Source organism: Oceanobacter kriegii DSM 6294 (genome assembly GCF_000422845.1).
Taxonomy (GTDB): Bacteria; Pseudomonadota; Gammaproteobacteria; order Pseudomonadales; family Oceanobacteraceae; genus Oceanobacter; species Oceanobacter kriegii.
In genome coordinates, this window is record NZ_AUGV01000009.1 from 47,143 (window position 1) to 62,045 (window position 14,903).

A 14,903-nucleotide genomic window follows, 5' to 3' on the forward strand; every position below is an offset into this window, starting at 1 on the left:
GTCCGTTTTATTCAACCCGGCCGAAGCGGGACTCGGTTTCCTCGTCGCGCAAGGTCAGCACCTCGTAGCCGTCCTTGGTGACCGCAATGGTGTGCTCCCACTGGGCCGACAGCTTCTTGTCACGGGTAATGACCGTCCAACCGTCTTTCATATGCTTCAGCTTGCGGTCGCCCTGATTGATCATCGGCTCGATGGTGAAGGTCATACCTTCCTCCAGCTTCATGCCCGTGCCCGGCGCGCCGTAGTGCAATACCTGCGGGTCTTCGTGCATCTCGCGGCCAATGCCATGGCCACAATATTCACGTACCACGCTGTAACCGGCTTGCTGGGCCACCTGCTGCACCGCAAAACCGATATCGCCCAGTGTCGCCCCTGGCTTCACCGTCTTGATACCGGCCCACATAGCCTCGTAGGTTTTATCCACCAGACGACGGGCCACTGGCGTGATCTTGCCAACGCAATACATCTTGCTGGAATCAGCAATAAAACCGTTCTTCTCCAGAGTAATATCGCAGTTGATGATATCGCCATTGCGCAGAATCTGACTGGCCTTCGGCATGCCGTGGCACACCACATGGTTTACTGAAGTGTTCAAACAATATGGGAAATCGTACTGACCACGGCTGGCTGGACGGGCGTTCAACTCGTTTTCAATAAAGTCTTCCACCGCCAGATTGATGTCCATGGTGCTGACACCCGCTTGCACAAAGTCGTCCAGCATCGCAAACACCTGCGCCAGTAAACGACCGGATTCACGCATCAACTCCAGTTCTTCAGGGGTTTTCACAACCGCATTCATCAGCTGGCCTCCTGCGTTCGTGCCTGATGGTGCTCAGAGCGCAATGACGCCAACGGCAAAGCCTCATTCATCAACAGCTTGCGCGTTAACTCGGCATAACTCAGCTGTGGATAAAACTCCGCCAACATACCAATCTTGATCCAGTACTCTGCCTGCGAATTAATCGACCGCGCCATCACCGCACTGGCGTCACGGATTTCCTCATGCAACTCGTCAGAGATTTTGACGATACCCATCTTCTTCCTTACCCCTCACAGACACATCGCCAAGCCGCGATGCCTGATGAAATACAAAACATATACGGATTGTATATTAAGCCTCCGCGAATGATTGTTCCCCTAACAGGGATAGAGCGTTGTTGCATGAGTTTTACGGGAAATGGCGGTTGGGTGTATCTGGATAAAAAACTGAAAAATGTAGGTCGAATAAAGCCGCGAAGCGGCTGCCATCCGACGTGCTGCAGGTGCCGGATGGCGCCTTCGGCTTATTCGACCTACCAAGTGCCGTAGTGAATATTCTCGTTCCCACGCTCCGCGTGGGAACGCAGGGGGGATATCGGTTACCACGCAGAGCGACAGGAGCTAAGCCGGTTTGGGCAGCGTGCCATCAACCAGAAAGGACGTCAGCGGAAAATGAACCGTGTTGTGGTTGCCAACCGCCTTGAAGGTGACCTTGTCGCGGCTGACTTCACACAGCCAACGTTCCATCGACTCTGGACTGCTGTCAGCAAACGGCCGAGGCGTAAACAAGGCGACGCAGGTCAGAGGCGTTGCACTGCGGGCTGACAAATACTCGAATGCCTCAACCCCAGCAGCGCGCATGCTACTACCGGTGTGCTGTGACGCGCGATAGTCGCTGGGGTGAGTCAGCATTGCCTGAAATTGATCGAACGGCACTTGCTGTAAGTACACGCCAGTCGTGGTGCGGTAAGACACAGAAAACAGCGTGTGTTCGGTGGTTAAACGATCGGACGGGCCGGGGAGTGGCATGGCATGCAGAAAAACCAGACGGTAGTACGCTGACTCTGTCAGCGTGGCCTCAACCGAGCAGCCACCGTAAAACAAGCTGGGCTCGTGCTGTTGGCCAAAGCGAGATCCCCACTTCAATGGTGGGTAGCGGAATGGGGTTTTCAGTAAATAATGCAGTGGTTCATTGGTCACTGGGTGGAACTGATACGGGGCCGGTGGTTTGGCCGACTCCAGCAAGTCTTCCAGCACGGCTTGCTCGTCGAGCGAATCGACATAGTTCAGCGTAGCAACTTGCTCCTGGCTTTCTACCAAACGCCACAACCGCCCTTCGATTGAACGAATGTGTTGTTCACCCTGACATTGCGCCCAGATATCCGTATCTGTGTGAGTCATGCTCAGACCTTGCCTCGCATGGCATCCAAATAGGTGACCACCGTCATCAACCCTTGCACGGTTTGCATTTGTTCCGCTGGAATACCGCCAGTGGCCGTGTTGGGGGAGCGCATGAAATGCTTGATCCAGGCGCCATCGCCACCGGCCAGCGCATACAAGGCACGGGCTGCCCGAATCAACAGCAAGGCCAGCTCACCTTGCTTCGAAGACGGGTCCAGCACCCCTTTATCCTTCAGGCGCGACACACTGCTGCGATTTATGCCAATCACCTGACCCAACTCCGACTGCTTCAGCGTCAGTTGCTCGGAAGCCCGAAACAACGCCTTGCAGAGCACGGCAGCAGGATCTGGTTGAAGCTGTAACTGAGCAGACATAACGACTCCAAACGGTGATTAAACACACCTTATTCTAGGCTTTTGTGTTCAATTTGCACATTGTGATTTGTAAATGTTCATTTTGGTCTTCTTGGGCTGGCAAAATAATCCATGGTAGGTCGAATAAAGCCGCGAAGCGGCTGCCATCCGACGTGCTGCATGTGTCGGATGGCGCCTTCGGCTTATTCGACCTACCAAGTGCTGCAGTGAATATTCTGGTTGTGCTGGAGTTCCTGTTTTCCACGGAAGCTCTATGTTCATATTCAATGCCCTGAGTTGGTCTTACTGCTACTGGTCGCGAAGAGTTTCCTTGCATCAGGGTGAATTGGAACGGCTTTTAAATCTGTTTACTGAGGCGAATTTAACACCAACGAGTATTCTAGGAATGAAAGATAAGATTGACCGCAGACTGCTCGTATACATTCAAAAGCAAGAAGGTGGTTCGGTTTGTATTGAAATGGTTGAAACCTCCCGTAACGGACTTTCCTATTGGCTCAATGGCGAAATCTGGAACAGAGGACGGGCCTGCTATAACCGTGAGCGATGCACAAACAAACACGGAGAAATGTGGAAAATAGTCCCGCTAAGCCGACGTCTTTCTTCTCCTCGCTGGGTCACTGAAGCTTCAGTGGTGGAAATTAGCCGCGCTGCTATCGAGAGGTATAAGCGATGGGTCAACGGATCGACATGAAAAATAATATCGTCGGGGTTTTACTTGCTTTCGGGTACCTGGCAGGGATAGGACTGATGATCGCTTTTTGCTACTCGGAGGCTTCTCCTGAAAACAAAGACGGATTCTTTTACGTACTGCTTTTTACCATGCTGTTTCGGGATCTCATTCTGGAGGTGGTTGGCTATATCAAGACAAAGCTTCACGGGCCCAGGGGATAAAATACACTACTTGCTGGAAAGTAGAATGTGTCAGTGGAGCGCCGCCCGGAAAAACGCGTAGTACATCAGCGTGTGCGTTCTAATGTGCCTTCACCTACACCATATGGAGATCCTAGTTCCTGTTAATAGCGTGGGTCAGATAGATAAGCAATCATCTCTGGTTGTTTGGTTTCTTTATGAGAGCTCTGATAGTGGTGAAAATACTGGCTAATACCAGAGCGATGCTGAAAGCTTCCAGGACGCTCTCTATATTAAACGTATGTGATTTAATTCCCAAAGACGTGGCCATAAGCTTTATGTAGCCTAATGTACATAGGGCGAAAAATAAAAAAATACCAACAAAAAAACGAAAATTATTCACTTGCTAAACCTGCTTGTTGGAGTAGCTTTCAAGCATACTCAGCTTCTCCCGGGAATACATCCCGTTAAAATTGCTACCTGCGGCAATGCTATTATCTTTTCTCGTTCCCACGCTCCGCGTGGAAATGCAGGGGCGGGCGGTATCTCGGCTACCACGCAGAGCGTGGGAGCCAGACAAGCGGCTGCCATCCGACGTGCTGCATGCGTCGGATGGCGCCTTCGGCTTATTCGACCTACATTAGGGCAGTGCTGTGCTCAAGGTAGTGATGCCGTGGTTTTATAGCGGCACCTGTGTGTTCTGAGTTAACCTGAAGCGAACCACTCAAAAGGGCGTCCCAATGCTGCAAACAGAATCCTTTGCCAATGCCATTTCCTCGTTGCAACGTGCAATAGATGAGTATGAGCGCACGGCCAATGAGTTTGTACGCGATGCCTGTATTCAGCGGTTTGAATATACCTATGATCTTTCCCACAAGATGCTGAAACGCCACCTTGAGATGACTTCTGCAAACCCGGCGGATGTTGATGGTTACAGCTTCCAGGAGCTGATTCGAACAGGCGCTGAACGAGGTTTGTTGCTTAATAGTTGGGACTGCTGGGCCAAATACCGGCTGGCCAGAAACATCACCAGCCATAGCTACAACGAAGCCAAGGCCTTGGAAGTGTTCCAGCAGATTCCGGACTTTCTGAAAGAATCCGAATACCTGTTGGCTCGCCTGAACGACAGCAGCTTTGCGGAGTAGGTCGGTGAAGAGTAGAAGTATGGAACAGCAACTCGCCATCAGCCCGTCTGAGCTTCTAATCGTCAAACAGATTCTGAAGCAACATCTTCCAGACGCAATTCATGTCTGGGTCTACGGCAGTCGCGCAAACGGCAATGCCAAACGATTTTCAGACCTTGATCTGGCCATTGAACTGGAAGGTGGCAAAACGCTCGACTTTGGACTGCTTGCCCAGCTGGCAATGGCCTTCGATGAATCCGAACTGCCCTGGAAGGTCGATATCCTCGATATCAATTCAGCTCCTGCATCCTTTCTGGAAACGGCTCGTAACGGGATTCCATTGGAAAGCATCGCCGCTTGAGTGTGACTCACTTGTTGCCTTGCTCCTTGTGGGTGGGGCTCTCGGTGTAATACGCCTTCGGCTATTACACCCTACGGTGCTGTGCTATTTTTGAACAACTCCTGCGCGAGGGCTCATTATGACCACCACCATGACCATTCAACTCGACTCCGATCTCAAGCAACGTCTTGATCGGCTGGCTGCTGCCAGTCAGCAATCCAGCGATGCGCTAGCGTCCGATGTGTTGAAAGACTTTGTAGAATTGAATGAATGGCAGTCGCAGGAACTGCAAGACGCGATCAAGGAAGCCGATCGCGGCGAATTTGCCACGGCAACTCAAGTGAAGGAAACGCTTGGGAAGTGGGGAGTGGATGCAGATTAAATGGCTGGCCAAAGCTCTCAAAAACCTGGATGACGAAGCAGAGTTTATTGCTTCCGAAGACCCCGCCGCCGCCCGACTAGTTGTTCAGCGTATCGTTACCGCTGTCAACCTACTTGAAGAAACCCCGAACCTTGGCCGCCCCGGCCGTATTGCTGGCACTCGTGAACTGGTGGTTCCCAATACCCGCTACATTATTCCTTATCGGATTAACTCCGGATTGCAGCAAATTGAAATCTTGCGGGTGTTCCATACCTCGAGGCGATTGCCCGGACAGTGGTGAAATTTTATTAAATGGAGTTTTATGTCTGAAATTATTCGTCGTTATATGAGTTTCGACAAATTTGCATCACTAATGCTCGGGGGAAATCTCTTTCTTCCTAAGATGACGTTGTTCTCAGATGATCTTGAAGGCGGGCTTCCTGCTCACTACTTTATATCAATGAGCAACGATGCACCGATTATTGATTTGGCTGTGAATGGAGCCATGGGGCCTATAGGTGAAAGCCAAGCTGTGTGGCACGCAAGATTGGCTGAAAATGAGAAGCACAGGAAGGCAATCGAGGCGCGTGAGTTTTTAACTCCATTTGGGGCGTATCCATCCAGTGGCATAGAAGCTGTTCACCCTCAGTGTCGGGAGTGGATCTACGTTAGTTGCTGGAACAGATCTGAAATGGAGTCAGTAGCTATGTGGCAGATTTATGGAGGATCAAGAAATTCTCTTTGCTTGGTTTCTGACAAAGAGTCTGTCCTGAAGTCTATTGAGTCTCCTGGTCATATGTCGGTAGAGTTCTATGATGTGGAATATATTGATCACGATGAATACGCTGAATCATGCCAAAGTGGAAATGGATTTACTCCGTTTAAATTGAAGTCTCAAGAGTATGAATTTGAAAATGAAACAAGATTGATATGTTTCGATCCATCTGTTGATTTGACCAAAAGTGATAAAAATCCAGAGAATGGGATGGTGCTATAAATCGGTAATTTAAAGGGGTTGATAAACAAGGTTGTCATATCCCCGGAGGCCGATCCGTGGTTCAAAACTGTCGTTGAACAGTTTATGGAAAACTTGGGATTTGAAAGTGCTGTAGTGGAATCAGATCTAAGAAAAGAGCGGTCGTATAATGTTTGGGATAATCTTATACGGGCCTACGACAAGCGTAACGGTAAGTACTGAAAGTTTTCAGCCACACCGGCGTTTTGTTCTCGGGTGAAACGGTATCTACTCCCAGGCAGTAGCGCGGGAGACAGATCAATTTGTTGAACACTCTGTAGGATGTATTAGCGGAACGCGTAATACATCAAATGTAGCGGTGTAATACGCCTTCGGCTATTACACCCTACGGCTTTGCGATCAAAGCTCGTTGTAGGAGCGAATTTATTCGCGAATGAAGTTACGCGTTTCGGTTCGCTCTGAGGCCAACAAAGCTTAAGAGCATCGGACGTCCGACTTCAGACGTCCGACCTTCCAACAAACCAGGCATCTGGCCAACCGCTCCAGACGCCTGACGTCAGTCTCCCGACTGTCTTACCCCAACTCTTCCAGCTTCTTCTTCAGCACTTCCATCACCACTTGCGGGTTTACACCTGCTGCGGCTTTACGGGTGAGGCCGATGAATGGACCCATGGCTTTGCCGCGTTTTTCAACCGGGGTAGCCAGGTAGCCTTCTACCAGTTTCGGGTTGTTGGCCAGTACGTCGGCAACGATGGCTTCGATGGCGCCGGTGTCGGATACCTGTTTCAGGCCCATGCTGTCGACCAGTGCATCCACACATTCAACTGTGCCGTCGCCCTTACCTTCAACCAATGCATTGAAGACTTCCTTGGCGCCACCGTTGTTGAGGGTGCTGTCTTTAATCAGGGTCAGCAGGCGGCCGAGTTGTTCGGCGGTCACTGGCAGCTCAGCGATGCTGATTTCCAGGCGGTTGAGGGTGGCGGAGACGTCGCCTTGTACCCAGTTGGCGGCCAGCTTGTAGTCGCCTGCCAGTTTGGCGGCGGTTTCGAAGTAGTCGGCCAGGGCGCGGTCGGCAGACAGTACGCCCGCGTCAACGGCGCTGAGGCCGTGGTCGGCGACAAAACGAGCGCGCTTGGCGTCCGGCAGTTCTGGCAGGGTCTGACGTACGGCTTCAATGTAGTCGTCGTCGATGATCACTGGCAGCAGGTCCGGGCACGGGAAGTAGCGGTAGTCGTTTTCTACTTCCTTGGAGCGCATGGAGCGGGTTTCGTTTTTGTCGGCGTCGTACAGGCGGGTTTCCTGAGTGATTTTGCCGCCGTCTTCGAGGATGTCCATCTGACGCTCGATTTCGGATTCGATGGCACGCTCAACGTTACGGAAGGAGTTCACGTTCTTGATTTCGGTACGGGTACCGAATTCTTGCTGACCTTTCGGACGCAGGGAAACGTTACAGTCGCAGCGCATGGAGCCCTGGGACAGGTCGCCGTCACAAATGCCCAAATAAGTCACAATGCTGTGCATCTTCTTGAAGTAGGCGGCGGCTTCCTTGGCGGTACGCAGTTCCGGTTCGGAGACGATTTCTACCAGCGGCGTACCGGCACGGTTCAGGTCGATGCCGGACATGCCGTCAAAACCTTCGTGAACGGATTTACCGGCGTCTTCTTCCAGGTGCGCACGGGTAACGTTGATGCGCTTGGTTTCACCGTTGTCCAGCTCGATGTCGATGTGACCCATACCAACGGTCGGGTAGTGCAGCTGGGTGGTCTGGTAGCCTTTTGGTGAATCCGGGTAGAAGTAGTTCTTGCGGTCGAACACGCTGCGCTTGCCAATTTCGGCATCGATGGCGAGGCCGAATTTGACCGCCATGCGCAGGGCTTCTTCGTTAAACACCGGCAGTACGCCCGGCAGACCCAGGTCTACAGCGCAGGCCTGGGTGTTGGCGTCGGCACCGTATTGGGTGGAGGCACCGGAGAAAATCTTGGATTTGGTGGCCAGCTGAGCGTGAATCTCAAGGCCAATAACAACTTCCCATTCCATCAGGGTGCTCCTTATGCCAGATCCGCTGGCGTTTGCTGGTGCCAGTCGGTTACTTGTTGGAATTTATGGCCCAGGTTCAACAGACGGGCTTCGTCGAAGTAGTTGCCGATGATTTGCAGACCAACCGGCAGGCCGTCGATCTGGCCACATGGGATGGACATGCCCGGCAAACCGGCCAGGTTCAGGGCGATGGTGAAGATGTCTTCGAGGTACATGGCCACCGGGTCGTCGGTCTTTTCACCGGCCTTGAAGGCTGGAGTCGGGGCGGTTGGGCCCATGATGACGTCAACTTCCTTGAAGGCTTCAACGAAGTCGTTTTTCACCAGACGGCGCACTTGCTGGGCTTGCTTGTAGTAGGCGTCGTAGAAACCGGCAGACAAGGTGTAGGCACCGACCATGATGCGGCGCTTCACTTCTTCACCGAAGCCTTCGCCACGGGAGCGCTTGAACAGGTCGGCCACGTCTTCAGGGTCTTCACAACGGTAGCCAAAACGCACGCCGTCCATGCGGGACAGGTTGGCGGAACATTCGGCCGGGGCAATCACGTAGTAGGAAGGGATCGCCAAATGGGTGTTCGGCAGGCTGATCTCTTTAACTGTGGCGCCCATTTTTTCGTATTCGGCCACGGCCGCACGAATCTGGTCTTTCATCTCGGCGCTGAGGTCGTCACGGAAGTACTCTTTTGGCAGACCGATGGTCAGGCCTTCAACGGAGTTGTTCAGCGTGGCGGTGTAGTCCGGGATTTCGTGGTCAACGCAGGTGGAGTCCTTGGCGTCGAAGCTGGCCATCACGTTCAGCATCATGGCGGCGTCTTCGGCGGTTTTGGCGATCGGGCCACCCTGATCCAGCGAGGAGGCGTAGGCAATCATGCCCCAACGGGATACACGGCCGTAGGTCGGCTTGATGCCGGTCACACCACAGAAAGAGGCTGGCTGACGGATAGAGCCACCGGTATCAGTACCGGTCGCGCCCGGTACCAGACGCGCGGCTACCGCTGCGGCTGAACCACCGGAAGAGCCACCCGGTACGCGGTCTTGCGACCACGGGTTTTTCACCGGACCGTAGAAGGATTTTTCGTTGGAAGAACCCATGGCGAATTCGTCCATGTTCAGCTTGCCCAGTGATACTGCACCGGCGGCCTTGAAGTTGGCGGCAACGGTGGAGTCGTATGGGGCAACGAAGTTGCTGAGCATTTTCGAGCCACAGGTGGTCAGCACGCCGTTGGTGCAGAACACGTCTTTGTGGGCGATTGGCACGCCAGTCCAAGGGCCTGCGTTGCCAGCAGCGCGGGCTTCGTCGGCGGCTTTGGCTTGTGCCAGTGCTTCGTCACGGGTCACGGTGATGAAGCTGTTGTAGGTGCTATCGAGTTGTTCGATGCGGTCGAGCAGGTATTCGGTGATCTCAACGCTGGTGTATTTGCCAGCAGCCAGATCGCTCGAAATTTCGGCAATGGTTTTGTTGTGCATGGGAGCCAGTCCTGTTCGTTGTGTCGCGCGGCGATCACAACGTGAATCCTGTAGTAATTCGGGGCTAATTGGACGCTTTGTGAAAATCTTTACACAGGCGGGAACTCTTGCCTGTGCCGCTAACCCAATAAGCTCACCAGTTGTTTTTCGCTGGTAATGTTAGCTGCGCTAACAGTCCGGCCTTATTCGACCACTCTCGGAACCAGATAGTGGCCGCGGTCGGTGGCAGGGGCGATCTGCTGGAAATGCTCGCGCTGATTCTCTTCGGTAACCACATCGGCACGCAGACGCTGAACGGCGTCCAGCGGGTGAGCCATGGGTTCAACGCCGTCGGTGTCGGCGGCAGACAGCTGATCGACCAGATCCAGGATGCTGCTGAGGTTCTTCTGATAGTCGGCGATTTGGGTTTCGTCGATTTGCAGACGGCACAGTTCGGCGATGTTCCGTACCTGATCTTGATCCAGAGCCATGCAGGTTCTCCAGTGTTTTGACTTGGTTGCAAAGCAGCCGAGCCTAGCACAAATGCGCCTTGCTCTAAATCCCTGCCATTGCTAGAGTTAGCGCAATTTTTTGCGCCAGATATACACAGGATACGGCAGGATGTTCAAAGCACTTCGAGGCATGTTCTCCAGCGATTTATCGATCGACCTGGGAACCGCAAATACCCTGGTCTATATGAAAGAAAAGGGTATCGTCCTCAACGAGCCTTCGGTGGTTGCTATTCGACTTCAGGGACATCAGCGCAGCGTTGCCGCCGTTGGTATGGAAGCCAAGCGTATGTTGGGTCGTACTCCGGCCAACATCCAGGCCATCCGCCCAATGAAAGACGGTGTGATTGCCGACTTCGAAGTCACCGAAAAAATGTTGCAGGAATTCATCAAGCGGGTTCACGAATCCAGCTTCCTGACGCCAAGCCCACGCGTGGTGGTATGTGTGCCGTATCAGGCCACCAAGGTGGAGCGTAAGGCCATTCGTGATTCCGTACTGGGCGCGGGTGCCAGCAAGGCGTACCTGATTCATGAGCCAATGGCGGCGGCCATCGGTGCTGGCCTGCCAGTCGATGAAGCCCGTGGTTCCATGGTGGTGGACATCGGTGGTGGTACCACTGAAATCGCCATTATCTCTCTCAGCGGTGTGGTATACGCCGAATCCATCAAGGTCGGTGGTGACCGTTTCGACGAGGCCATCGTTGCCTACGTTCGTCGTCACTACGGCAGCCTGATCGGTGAATCCACTGCAGAACGCATCAAGCAGGAAATCGGTACCGCGTATCCGGGTGCTGAAGTTCGCGAGATCGACGTCCGTGGTCGTAACCTGGCGGAAGGTATTCCACGCAGCTTTACTCTGAACTCCAACGAGATTCTGGAAGCCCTGCAAGAGTCTCTGGCGGCGATTGTTCAGGCGGTTAAGAGCGCGCTGGAGCAATCCCCGCCTGAACTGGCCTCCGACGTTGCCGAGCGCGGTATGGTTCTGACCGGTGGTGGCGCACTGCTGCGTGACCTCGACAAGCTGCTGAGCGAAGAAACCGGTTTGCCGGTATTGGTTGCTGAAGATCCGCTGACCTGTGTGGCTCGTGGTGGTGGTAAGTTCCTCGAAACAGCTTCTGAAAAATCGCTGGAAATCCTGGCTCAGGAATAACACCTACTGTATTCAGCCCTGCTTCTGCCGAGGCAGGGCTTTTCTGTTTTTAATCTCTGCCTTCTGTAACGTGGGAGTTGGGTTATCAAACCGCAATTTCAGATGCCTCCCTATCAGGGTCAGCGAACCTTGCTGATCTGCCTGTTGGCGTTGGCCCTGATGTGGGCTGACCAACGCTATCCTTTTGTTCAGTCACTCCGCTACCTGTCCGGTTATGTCCTGTACCCTGCCCAGCAGTTGTCGCTGTTGCCGTCGTCTTTGGCGGAATGGATGGGCGAGTCGACCACGTCCCGTCGCGACCTGTTGGACGAAAACAAACAGCTGTCGGCCCGTAATCTGGTGCTGGAACTGAAAGCCCAGCGGCTGGCGTCGCTGGAAGCCGAAAACATCGAGCTGCGCGAGCTGCTCAGTGCGTCCGAGCAAGTCGACGACAAGGTACTGGTCACCACCGTGGTGGCGGTTGACCCGGACCCCTTCACCAAGCAAATCCTGATCAACAAGGGTGGCGAAGACGGCGTCTTTATTGGTCAGCCGGTGCTGGATGCCTACGGCCTGCTGGGGCAGGTAGTGGATGTGCTGCCGCATACCTCGCGGGTGATGATGATTGCCGACTCCAACCATGCCATGCCGGTGCAGATTAACCGAAACGGTGTGCGCGCCATTGCCACAGGCACCGGCTCGCTGGATCGACTGGAGCTGATTTACGTGCCGAACACCGCCGATATTCAGGAAGGCGACCTGCTGGTGAGTTCTGGCCTGGGCGGTCGCTACCCACGGGGTTACCCGGTCGCAGTGGTCGACAAGGTCGAACATAACGCCGGTGAAATGTTTGCCACGGTGACGGCAACCCCAAGTGCGCATCTGGATCGCAGCCGTATGCTGTTGCTGATTTTCAGTCAGGGTGCCGGGCAGGTTCCACCAGAAGACCTTTGGAGGATTCCGCGCTGATGTCGGTTGCAGCCTTATTGATCGGCCTGGTGGCCATTTTCTTCGGCTTTGTGATGGAGCACCTGCCGGTGCCGGACCTGATTGTCTGGTTCCAGCCGTTGTGGGTGTTGGTGATCATTACCTTGCTGGTGTTTCAGGCACCCAGCACCTTTGGTTTGTGGTTGGCCGTACCACTGGGACTGCTGATGGACGCCGAGCAGGGCACCTTGCTGGGTACGCATGTGTTTACCCTCGCCATTCATATTTTTCTGGTGCAGCTGTTTTTCCGCCGCATGGAAATCTTCAATGTGTTTCAGCAGTTGGCGGTGGTGCTGGTGTTGGCGTTGCTGCATCAGTTATTGCGCTTCTGGCTGGCGCAGGTGTTGTTTGATTTCGCCCATCCGGTGGACATCTGGGGCCCGGCGCTGAGTTCGGCGTTTGTATGGCCGTGGTTGTTTGCCCTGACCCGCTTGTTGATGCACAGGTTTGGCCGATGATGATTCTTGCTTCCCAATCTCCCCGTCGGCGTGAGCTGCTGGATCAGATTGGTGTCCCTCACCGTATTCAACCGGCCGACATTGATGAGACCCCTGAGCCTGGCGAGCGGCCGTCCGATTACGTCGTACGCATGGCGCTGACCAAGGCTCGCACGGTATTGGCGATGAACCCGGACGATGTGGTGCTGGCATCGGATACCAGCGTGATCATCAACGATGCGATTCTTGGTAAACCGCAAGATCGTGCCCATCACACGCTTATGTTGCAGCAGTTATCAGGGCATACTCAGCAGGTATTGACCGCCGTGGCCGTGGTATCTGCTGAACGGGAAAGTTGTGAATTGGTGGTTACGGATGTGACCTTTCGCCAATTGGATGACGAACTGATTGACCGCTATGTTGCTACCGGAGAAGGTGACGACAAGGCTGGTGGCTATGGCATTCAGGGCCGTGGCGCCGTGCTGGTCGAGAAAATTTCAGGCAGCTACACCAATGTGGTGGGCTTGCCGCTGGCCGAAACCGCCAGCTTGTTGGAACAACATGGCATCGCCTACTGGCAGTCCTGAGCGGCTCTGAGCCTGTTGTCAGGCAGAGACCCGGATGTCAGCGCCTGTGCCCGTGCACACTCCGCGTGCTTGTTACACGCGCTGAGGATGGCAGTGCCCCCATATTAAGAATTAAAGGGACCTCGCTGTGAACGCAGAAATTCTGATGAACGTGACCCCCACCGAAACCCGCGTGGGGGTGGTCGAAAACGGTGTACTGCAAGAAATCATCATTGAACGTACCAACCATCGTGGTTTGGTCGGCAATATCTACAAGGGCAAAGTGGTGCGGGTGCTGCCAGGCATGCAAGCCGCGTTTGTGGATATTGGCCTGGAGCGCGCGGCGTTTATCCACGCTGCGGAACTGGGTTCACACGATCCGCAAACGCCCATCAACCAGCTGTTGCACGAAGGCCAGTCGCTGGTGGTGCAGGTCACCAAGGACCCGATTGGCACCAAGGGTGCACGTCTGACAACCCAACTGACCATTCCTTCCCGTTATCTGGTGTACATGCCGGGGGCCGACCACGTCGGGGTTTCCCAGCGCATCGACGATGACGAGGAACGCGATCGCCTGAAGCAGATGGTGCAAAACTGCATGGAAGCGGAAGGCCTGACTGGCGAAGCCGGGTTTATTCTGCGCACCGCCGCAGACGGCGTTGGCGAAGAGGAAATTCTGGCCGACACCCGCTACCTGCGTCGTTTGTGGCGCAAGCTGGAAGAGCGCATCAAGGAGTTCACACCACCATCGGTTATCTACGACGAGCTGCCGCTGCCATTGCGTACCCTGCGGGATTACGCCCGTCCGGAGGTCGACAAGATTCTGGTCGACTCCCGCGAAACCTTCGAAAAAATCCAGCAGTTTGCTCATCAGTACGTGCCGGAAGTGGAAGAGCGTTTGGGGTACTACCCGGGCCCGCGTCCTATTTTCGAGCTGTACAGTGTTGAAGATGAAATCCAACGCGCACTGGAGCGCAAGGTACCGCTGAAAAGCGGTGGTTATCTGGTGATTGACCAGACCGAAGCCATGACCACCATCGATGTCAACACCGGTGGTTTTGTTGGTCGTCGTAATCTGGAAGAAACCATCTTCAAAACCAACCTGGAAGCGGCCACGGCCATTGGTCGTCAGCTGCGCTTGCGCAATCTGGGCGGCATCATCATTCTCGATTTCATCGACATGATGGACACCGAACACCAGCGTCAGGTCCACCGCATGCTGGAAAAGGTGCTGGAAAAAGACCACGCCAAAACCAAGATCAGCGGTGTGTCGGAACTTGGGTTGGTGGAAATGACCCGTAAGCGTACCCGCGAATCCCTTGAGCAAATGCTGATGGAGCCGTGCAAGGCCTGTGATGGCCGCGGCTCGGTGAAAACCCCGGAAACCGTGTGCTACGAAATCTTCCGTGAAATCCTGCGGGAGGATCGGGCCTACGGTGCTGGCAACTATCTGGTATTGGCCAGTCAGCTGGTGGTGGACCGCCTTCAGGAAGAAGACAGTGATGGTCTTGCCGATCTGGAAGCCTTTATCGGCAAAAGCATCAAGTTGCAGGTCGAAGGCCTGTACGCCCAGGACTACTACGACATCATCCTTCAATAGGACCCGGTA

General features: G+C 54.1%; 17 protein-coding genes. 10 read left to right on the forward strand and 7 right to left on the reverse strand.

Features of this window, described 5'->3' with window-relative positions; all coding sequences use genetic code 11:
* Positions 1 to 7: 7 nt before the first annotated feature.
* The 4 genes from map to G516_RS0107745 all read right to left on the reverse strand — a co-directional run bounded on the left by map (position 8) and on the right by G516_RS0107745 (position 2,534).
* Complete coding sequence (map, locus tag G516_RS0107730) at positions 8 to 799, reverse strand: type I methionyl aminopeptidase (protein ID WP_036535248.1); 792 nt, start codon at positions 797 to 799, stop codon at positions 8 to 10.
* A complete protein-coding gene (locus tag G516_RS0107735; RefSeq protein WP_028293164.1) occupies positions 799 to 1,035 on the reverse strand; it encodes a ParD-like family protein in 237 nt (78 codons plus the stop codon). The genes map and G516_RS0107735 overlap by 1 nt, the downstream gene beginning before the upstream one ends.
* A 345-nt stretch (positions 1,036 to 1,380) precedes the next feature.
* Positions 1,381 to 2,160 carry an RES family NAD+ phosphorylase gene (locus G516_RS0107740; RefSeq protein WP_028293165.1) on the reverse strand — a complete coding sequence of 260 codons (780 nt, stop codon included), beginning with the start codon at positions 2,158 to 2,160 and terminating at the stop codon, positions 1,381 to 1,383.
* A gap of 2 nt (positions 2,161 to 2,162) precedes the next feature.
* The gene (locus G516_RS0107745; protein WP_028293166.1) at positions 2,163 to 2,534 is read right to left on the reverse strand and encodes an MbcA/ParS/Xre antitoxin family protein; all 372 of its coding nucleotides are present in this window, start codon (positions 2,532 to 2,534) and stop codon (positions 2,163 to 2,165) included.
* A 1,589-nt stretch (positions 2,535 to 4,123) separates the two neighbouring features.
* Here G516_RS0107745 and G516_RS0107755 point away from each other — a divergent pair.
* The 5 genes from G516_RS0107755 to G516_RS0107775 all read left to right on the forward strand — a co-directional run bounded on the left by G516_RS0107755 (position 4,124) and on the right by G516_RS0107775 (position 6,205).
* The gene (locus G516_RS0107755; RefSeq protein ID WP_028293168.1) at positions 4,124 to 4,528 is read left to right on the forward strand and encodes a nucleotidyltransferase substrate binding protein; all 405 of its coding nucleotides are present in this window, start codon (positions 4,124 to 4,126) and stop codon (positions 4,526 to 4,528) included.
* 19 nt (positions 4,529 to 4,547) lie between these two features.
* A complete protein-coding gene (locus G516_RS21560) occupies positions 4,548 to 4,868 on the forward strand; it encodes a nucleotidyltransferase family protein (RefSeq protein WP_036535251.1) in 321 nt (106 codons plus the stop codon).
* A 118-nt stretch (positions 4,869 to 4,986) separates the two neighbouring features.
* Positions 4,987 to 5,229, forward strand: a complete 243-nt coding sequence (locus tag G516_RS0107765) for a CopG family ribbon-helix-helix protein (protein ID WP_028293169.1) — start codon at positions 4,987 to 4,989, stop codon at positions 5,227 to 5,229.
* A complete protein-coding gene (locus G516_RS0107770; protein ID WP_028293170.1) occupies positions 5,219 to 5,509 on the forward strand; it encodes a type II toxin-antitoxin system RelE/ParE family toxin in 291 nt (96 codons plus the stop codon). Before G516_RS0107765 ends, G516_RS0107770 begins: the two co-directional genes overlap by 11 nt.
* A 21-nt stretch (positions 5,510 to 5,530) precedes the next feature.
* Positions 5,531 to 6,205 (forward strand): DUF2971 domain-containing protein, encoded by a 675-nt coding sequence (locus G516_RS0107775; RefSeq protein ID WP_028293171.1) that lies wholly within the window; start codon positions 5,531 to 5,533, stop codon positions 6,203 to 6,205.
* Between the two features lie 552 nt (positions 6,206 to 6,757).
* Here the strand turns inward: G516_RS0107775 and gatB are convergent.
* From gatB to gatC, 3 genes are all read right to left on the reverse strand, one after another.
* Positions 6,758 to 8,221 carry an Asp-tRNA(Asn)/Glu-tRNA(Gln) amidotransferase subunit GatB gene (gene gatB / locus G516_RS0107780; protein ID WP_028293172.1) on the reverse strand — a complete coding sequence of 488 codons (1,464 nt, stop codon included), beginning with the start codon at positions 8,219 to 8,221 and terminating at the stop codon, positions 6,758 to 6,760.
* Positions 8,222 to 8,232: 11 nt separating this feature from the next.
* Complete coding sequence (gene gatA, locus G516_RS0107785) at positions 8,233 to 9,687, reverse strand: Asp-tRNA(Asn)/Glu-tRNA(Gln) amidotransferase subunit GatA (protein ID WP_028293173.1); 1,455 nt, start codon at positions 9,685 to 9,687, stop codon at positions 8,233 to 8,235.
* Positions 9,688 to 9,869: 182 nt separating this feature from the next.
* On the reverse strand, positions 9,870 to 10,157 hold the full coding sequence (gatC, locus tag G516_RS0107790) for an Asp-tRNA(Asn)/Glu-tRNA(Gln) amidotransferase subunit GatC (RefSeq protein WP_028293174.1): 288 nt from the start codon (positions 10,155 to 10,157) through the stop codon (positions 9,870 to 9,872).
* A 130-nt stretch (positions 10,158 to 10,287) separates the two neighbouring features.
* Here gatC and G516_RS0107795 point away from each other — a divergent pair, with 130 nt between their 5' ends.
* From G516_RS0107795 to rng, 5 genes are all read left to right on the forward strand, one after another.
* On the forward strand, positions 10,288 to 11,325 hold the full coding sequence (locus G516_RS0107795) for a rod shape-determining protein (protein ID WP_028293175.1): 1,038 nt from the start codon (positions 10,288 to 10,290) through the stop codon (positions 11,323 to 11,325).
* 102 nt (positions 11,326 to 11,427) lie between these two features.
* The gene (gene mreC, locus G516_RS21565; RefSeq protein WP_036535254.1) at positions 11,428 to 12,273 is read left to right on the forward strand and encodes a rod shape-determining protein MreC; all 846 of its coding nucleotides are present in this window, start codon (positions 11,428 to 11,430) and stop codon (positions 12,271 to 12,273) included.
* On the forward strand, positions 12,273 to 12,749 hold the full coding sequence (mreD, locus tag G516_RS0107805; RefSeq protein WP_028293176.1) for a rod shape-determining protein MreD: 477 nt from the start codon (positions 12,273 to 12,275) through the stop codon (positions 12,747 to 12,749). Before mreC ends, mreD begins: the two co-directional genes overlap by 1 nt.
* Positions 12,746 to 13,315 (forward strand): Maf family protein, encoded by a 570-nt coding sequence (locus G516_RS0107810; protein ID WP_028293177.1) that lies wholly within the window; start codon positions 12,746 to 12,748, stop codon positions 13,313 to 13,315. Before mreD ends, G516_RS0107810 begins: the two co-directional genes overlap by 4 nt.
* Positions 13,316 to 13,442: 127 nt before the next feature.
* Complete coding sequence (gene rng / locus G516_RS0107815) at positions 13,443 to 14,894, forward strand: ribonuclease G (protein WP_028293178.1); 1,452 nt, start codon at positions 13,443 to 13,445, stop codon at positions 14,892 to 14,894.
* The last annotated feature ends 9 nt before the right edge of the window (positions 14,895 to 14,903 follow it).

Bases quoted from the DNA above. Each gene is read 5' to 3' on its own strand.
- gatB (WP_028293172.1), bottom strand. From the start codon at position 8,221: ATGGAATGGGAAGTTGTTATTGGCCTTGAGATTCACGCTCAGCTGGCC.
- G516_RS0107745 (WP_028293166.1), bottom strand. From the start codon at position 2,534: ATGTCTGCTCAGTTACAGCTTCAACCAGATCCTGCTGCCGTGCTCTGC.
- G516_RS0107765 (WP_028293169.1), top strand. From the start codon at position 4,987: ATGACCACCACCATGACCATTCAACTCGACTCCGATCTCAAGCAACGT.
- G516_RS0107735 (WP_028293164.1), bottom strand. From the start codon at position 1,035: ATGGGTATCGTCAAAATCTCTGACGAGTTGCATGAGGAAATCCGTGAC.
- mreC (WP_036535254.1), top strand. From the start codon at position 11,428: ATGCCTCCCTATCAGGGTCAGCGAACCTTGCTGATCTGCCTGTTGGCG.
- G516_RS0107740 (WP_028293165.1), bottom strand. From the start codon at position 2,160: ATGACTCACACAGATACGGATATCTGGGCGCAATGTCAGGGTGAACAA.
- map (WP_036535248.1), bottom strand. From the start codon at position 799: ATGAATGCGGTTGTGAAAACCCCTGAAGAACTGGAGTTGATGCGTGAA.
- gatC (WP_028293174.1), bottom strand. From the start codon at position 10,157: ATGGCTCTGGATCAAGATCAGGTACGGAACATCGCCGAACTGTGCCGT.
- G516_RS0107795 (WP_028293175.1), top strand. From the start codon at position 10,288: ATGTTCAAAGCACTTCGAGGCATGTTCTCCAGCGATTTATCGATCGAC.
- mreD (WP_028293176.1), top strand. From the start codon at position 12,273: ATGTCGGTTGCAGCCTTATTGATCGGCCTGGTGGCCATTTTCTTCGGC.
- G516_RS0107755 (WP_028293168.1), top strand. From the start codon at position 4,124: ATGCTGCAAACAGAATCCTTTGCCAATGCCATTTCCTCGTTGCAACGT.
- G516_RS0107810 (WP_028293177.1), top strand. From the start codon at position 12,746: ATGATGATTCTTGCTTCCCAATCTCCCCGTCGGCGTGAGCTGCTGGAT.
- G516_RS0107775 (WP_028293171.1), top strand. From the start codon at position 5,531: ATGTCTGAAATTATTCGTCGTTATATGAGTTTCGACAAATTTGCATCA.
- gatA (WP_028293173.1), bottom strand. From the start codon at position 9,687: ATGCACAACAAAACCATTGCCGAAATTTCGAGCGATCTGGCTGCTGGC.
- G516_RS0107770 (WP_028293170.1), top strand. From the start codon at position 5,219: ATGCAGATTAAATGGCTGGCCAAAGCTCTCAAAAACCTGGATGACGAA.
- G516_RS21560 (WP_036535251.1), top strand. From the start codon at position 4,548: ATGGAACAGCAACTCGCCATCAGCCCGTCTGAGCTTCTAATCGTCAAA.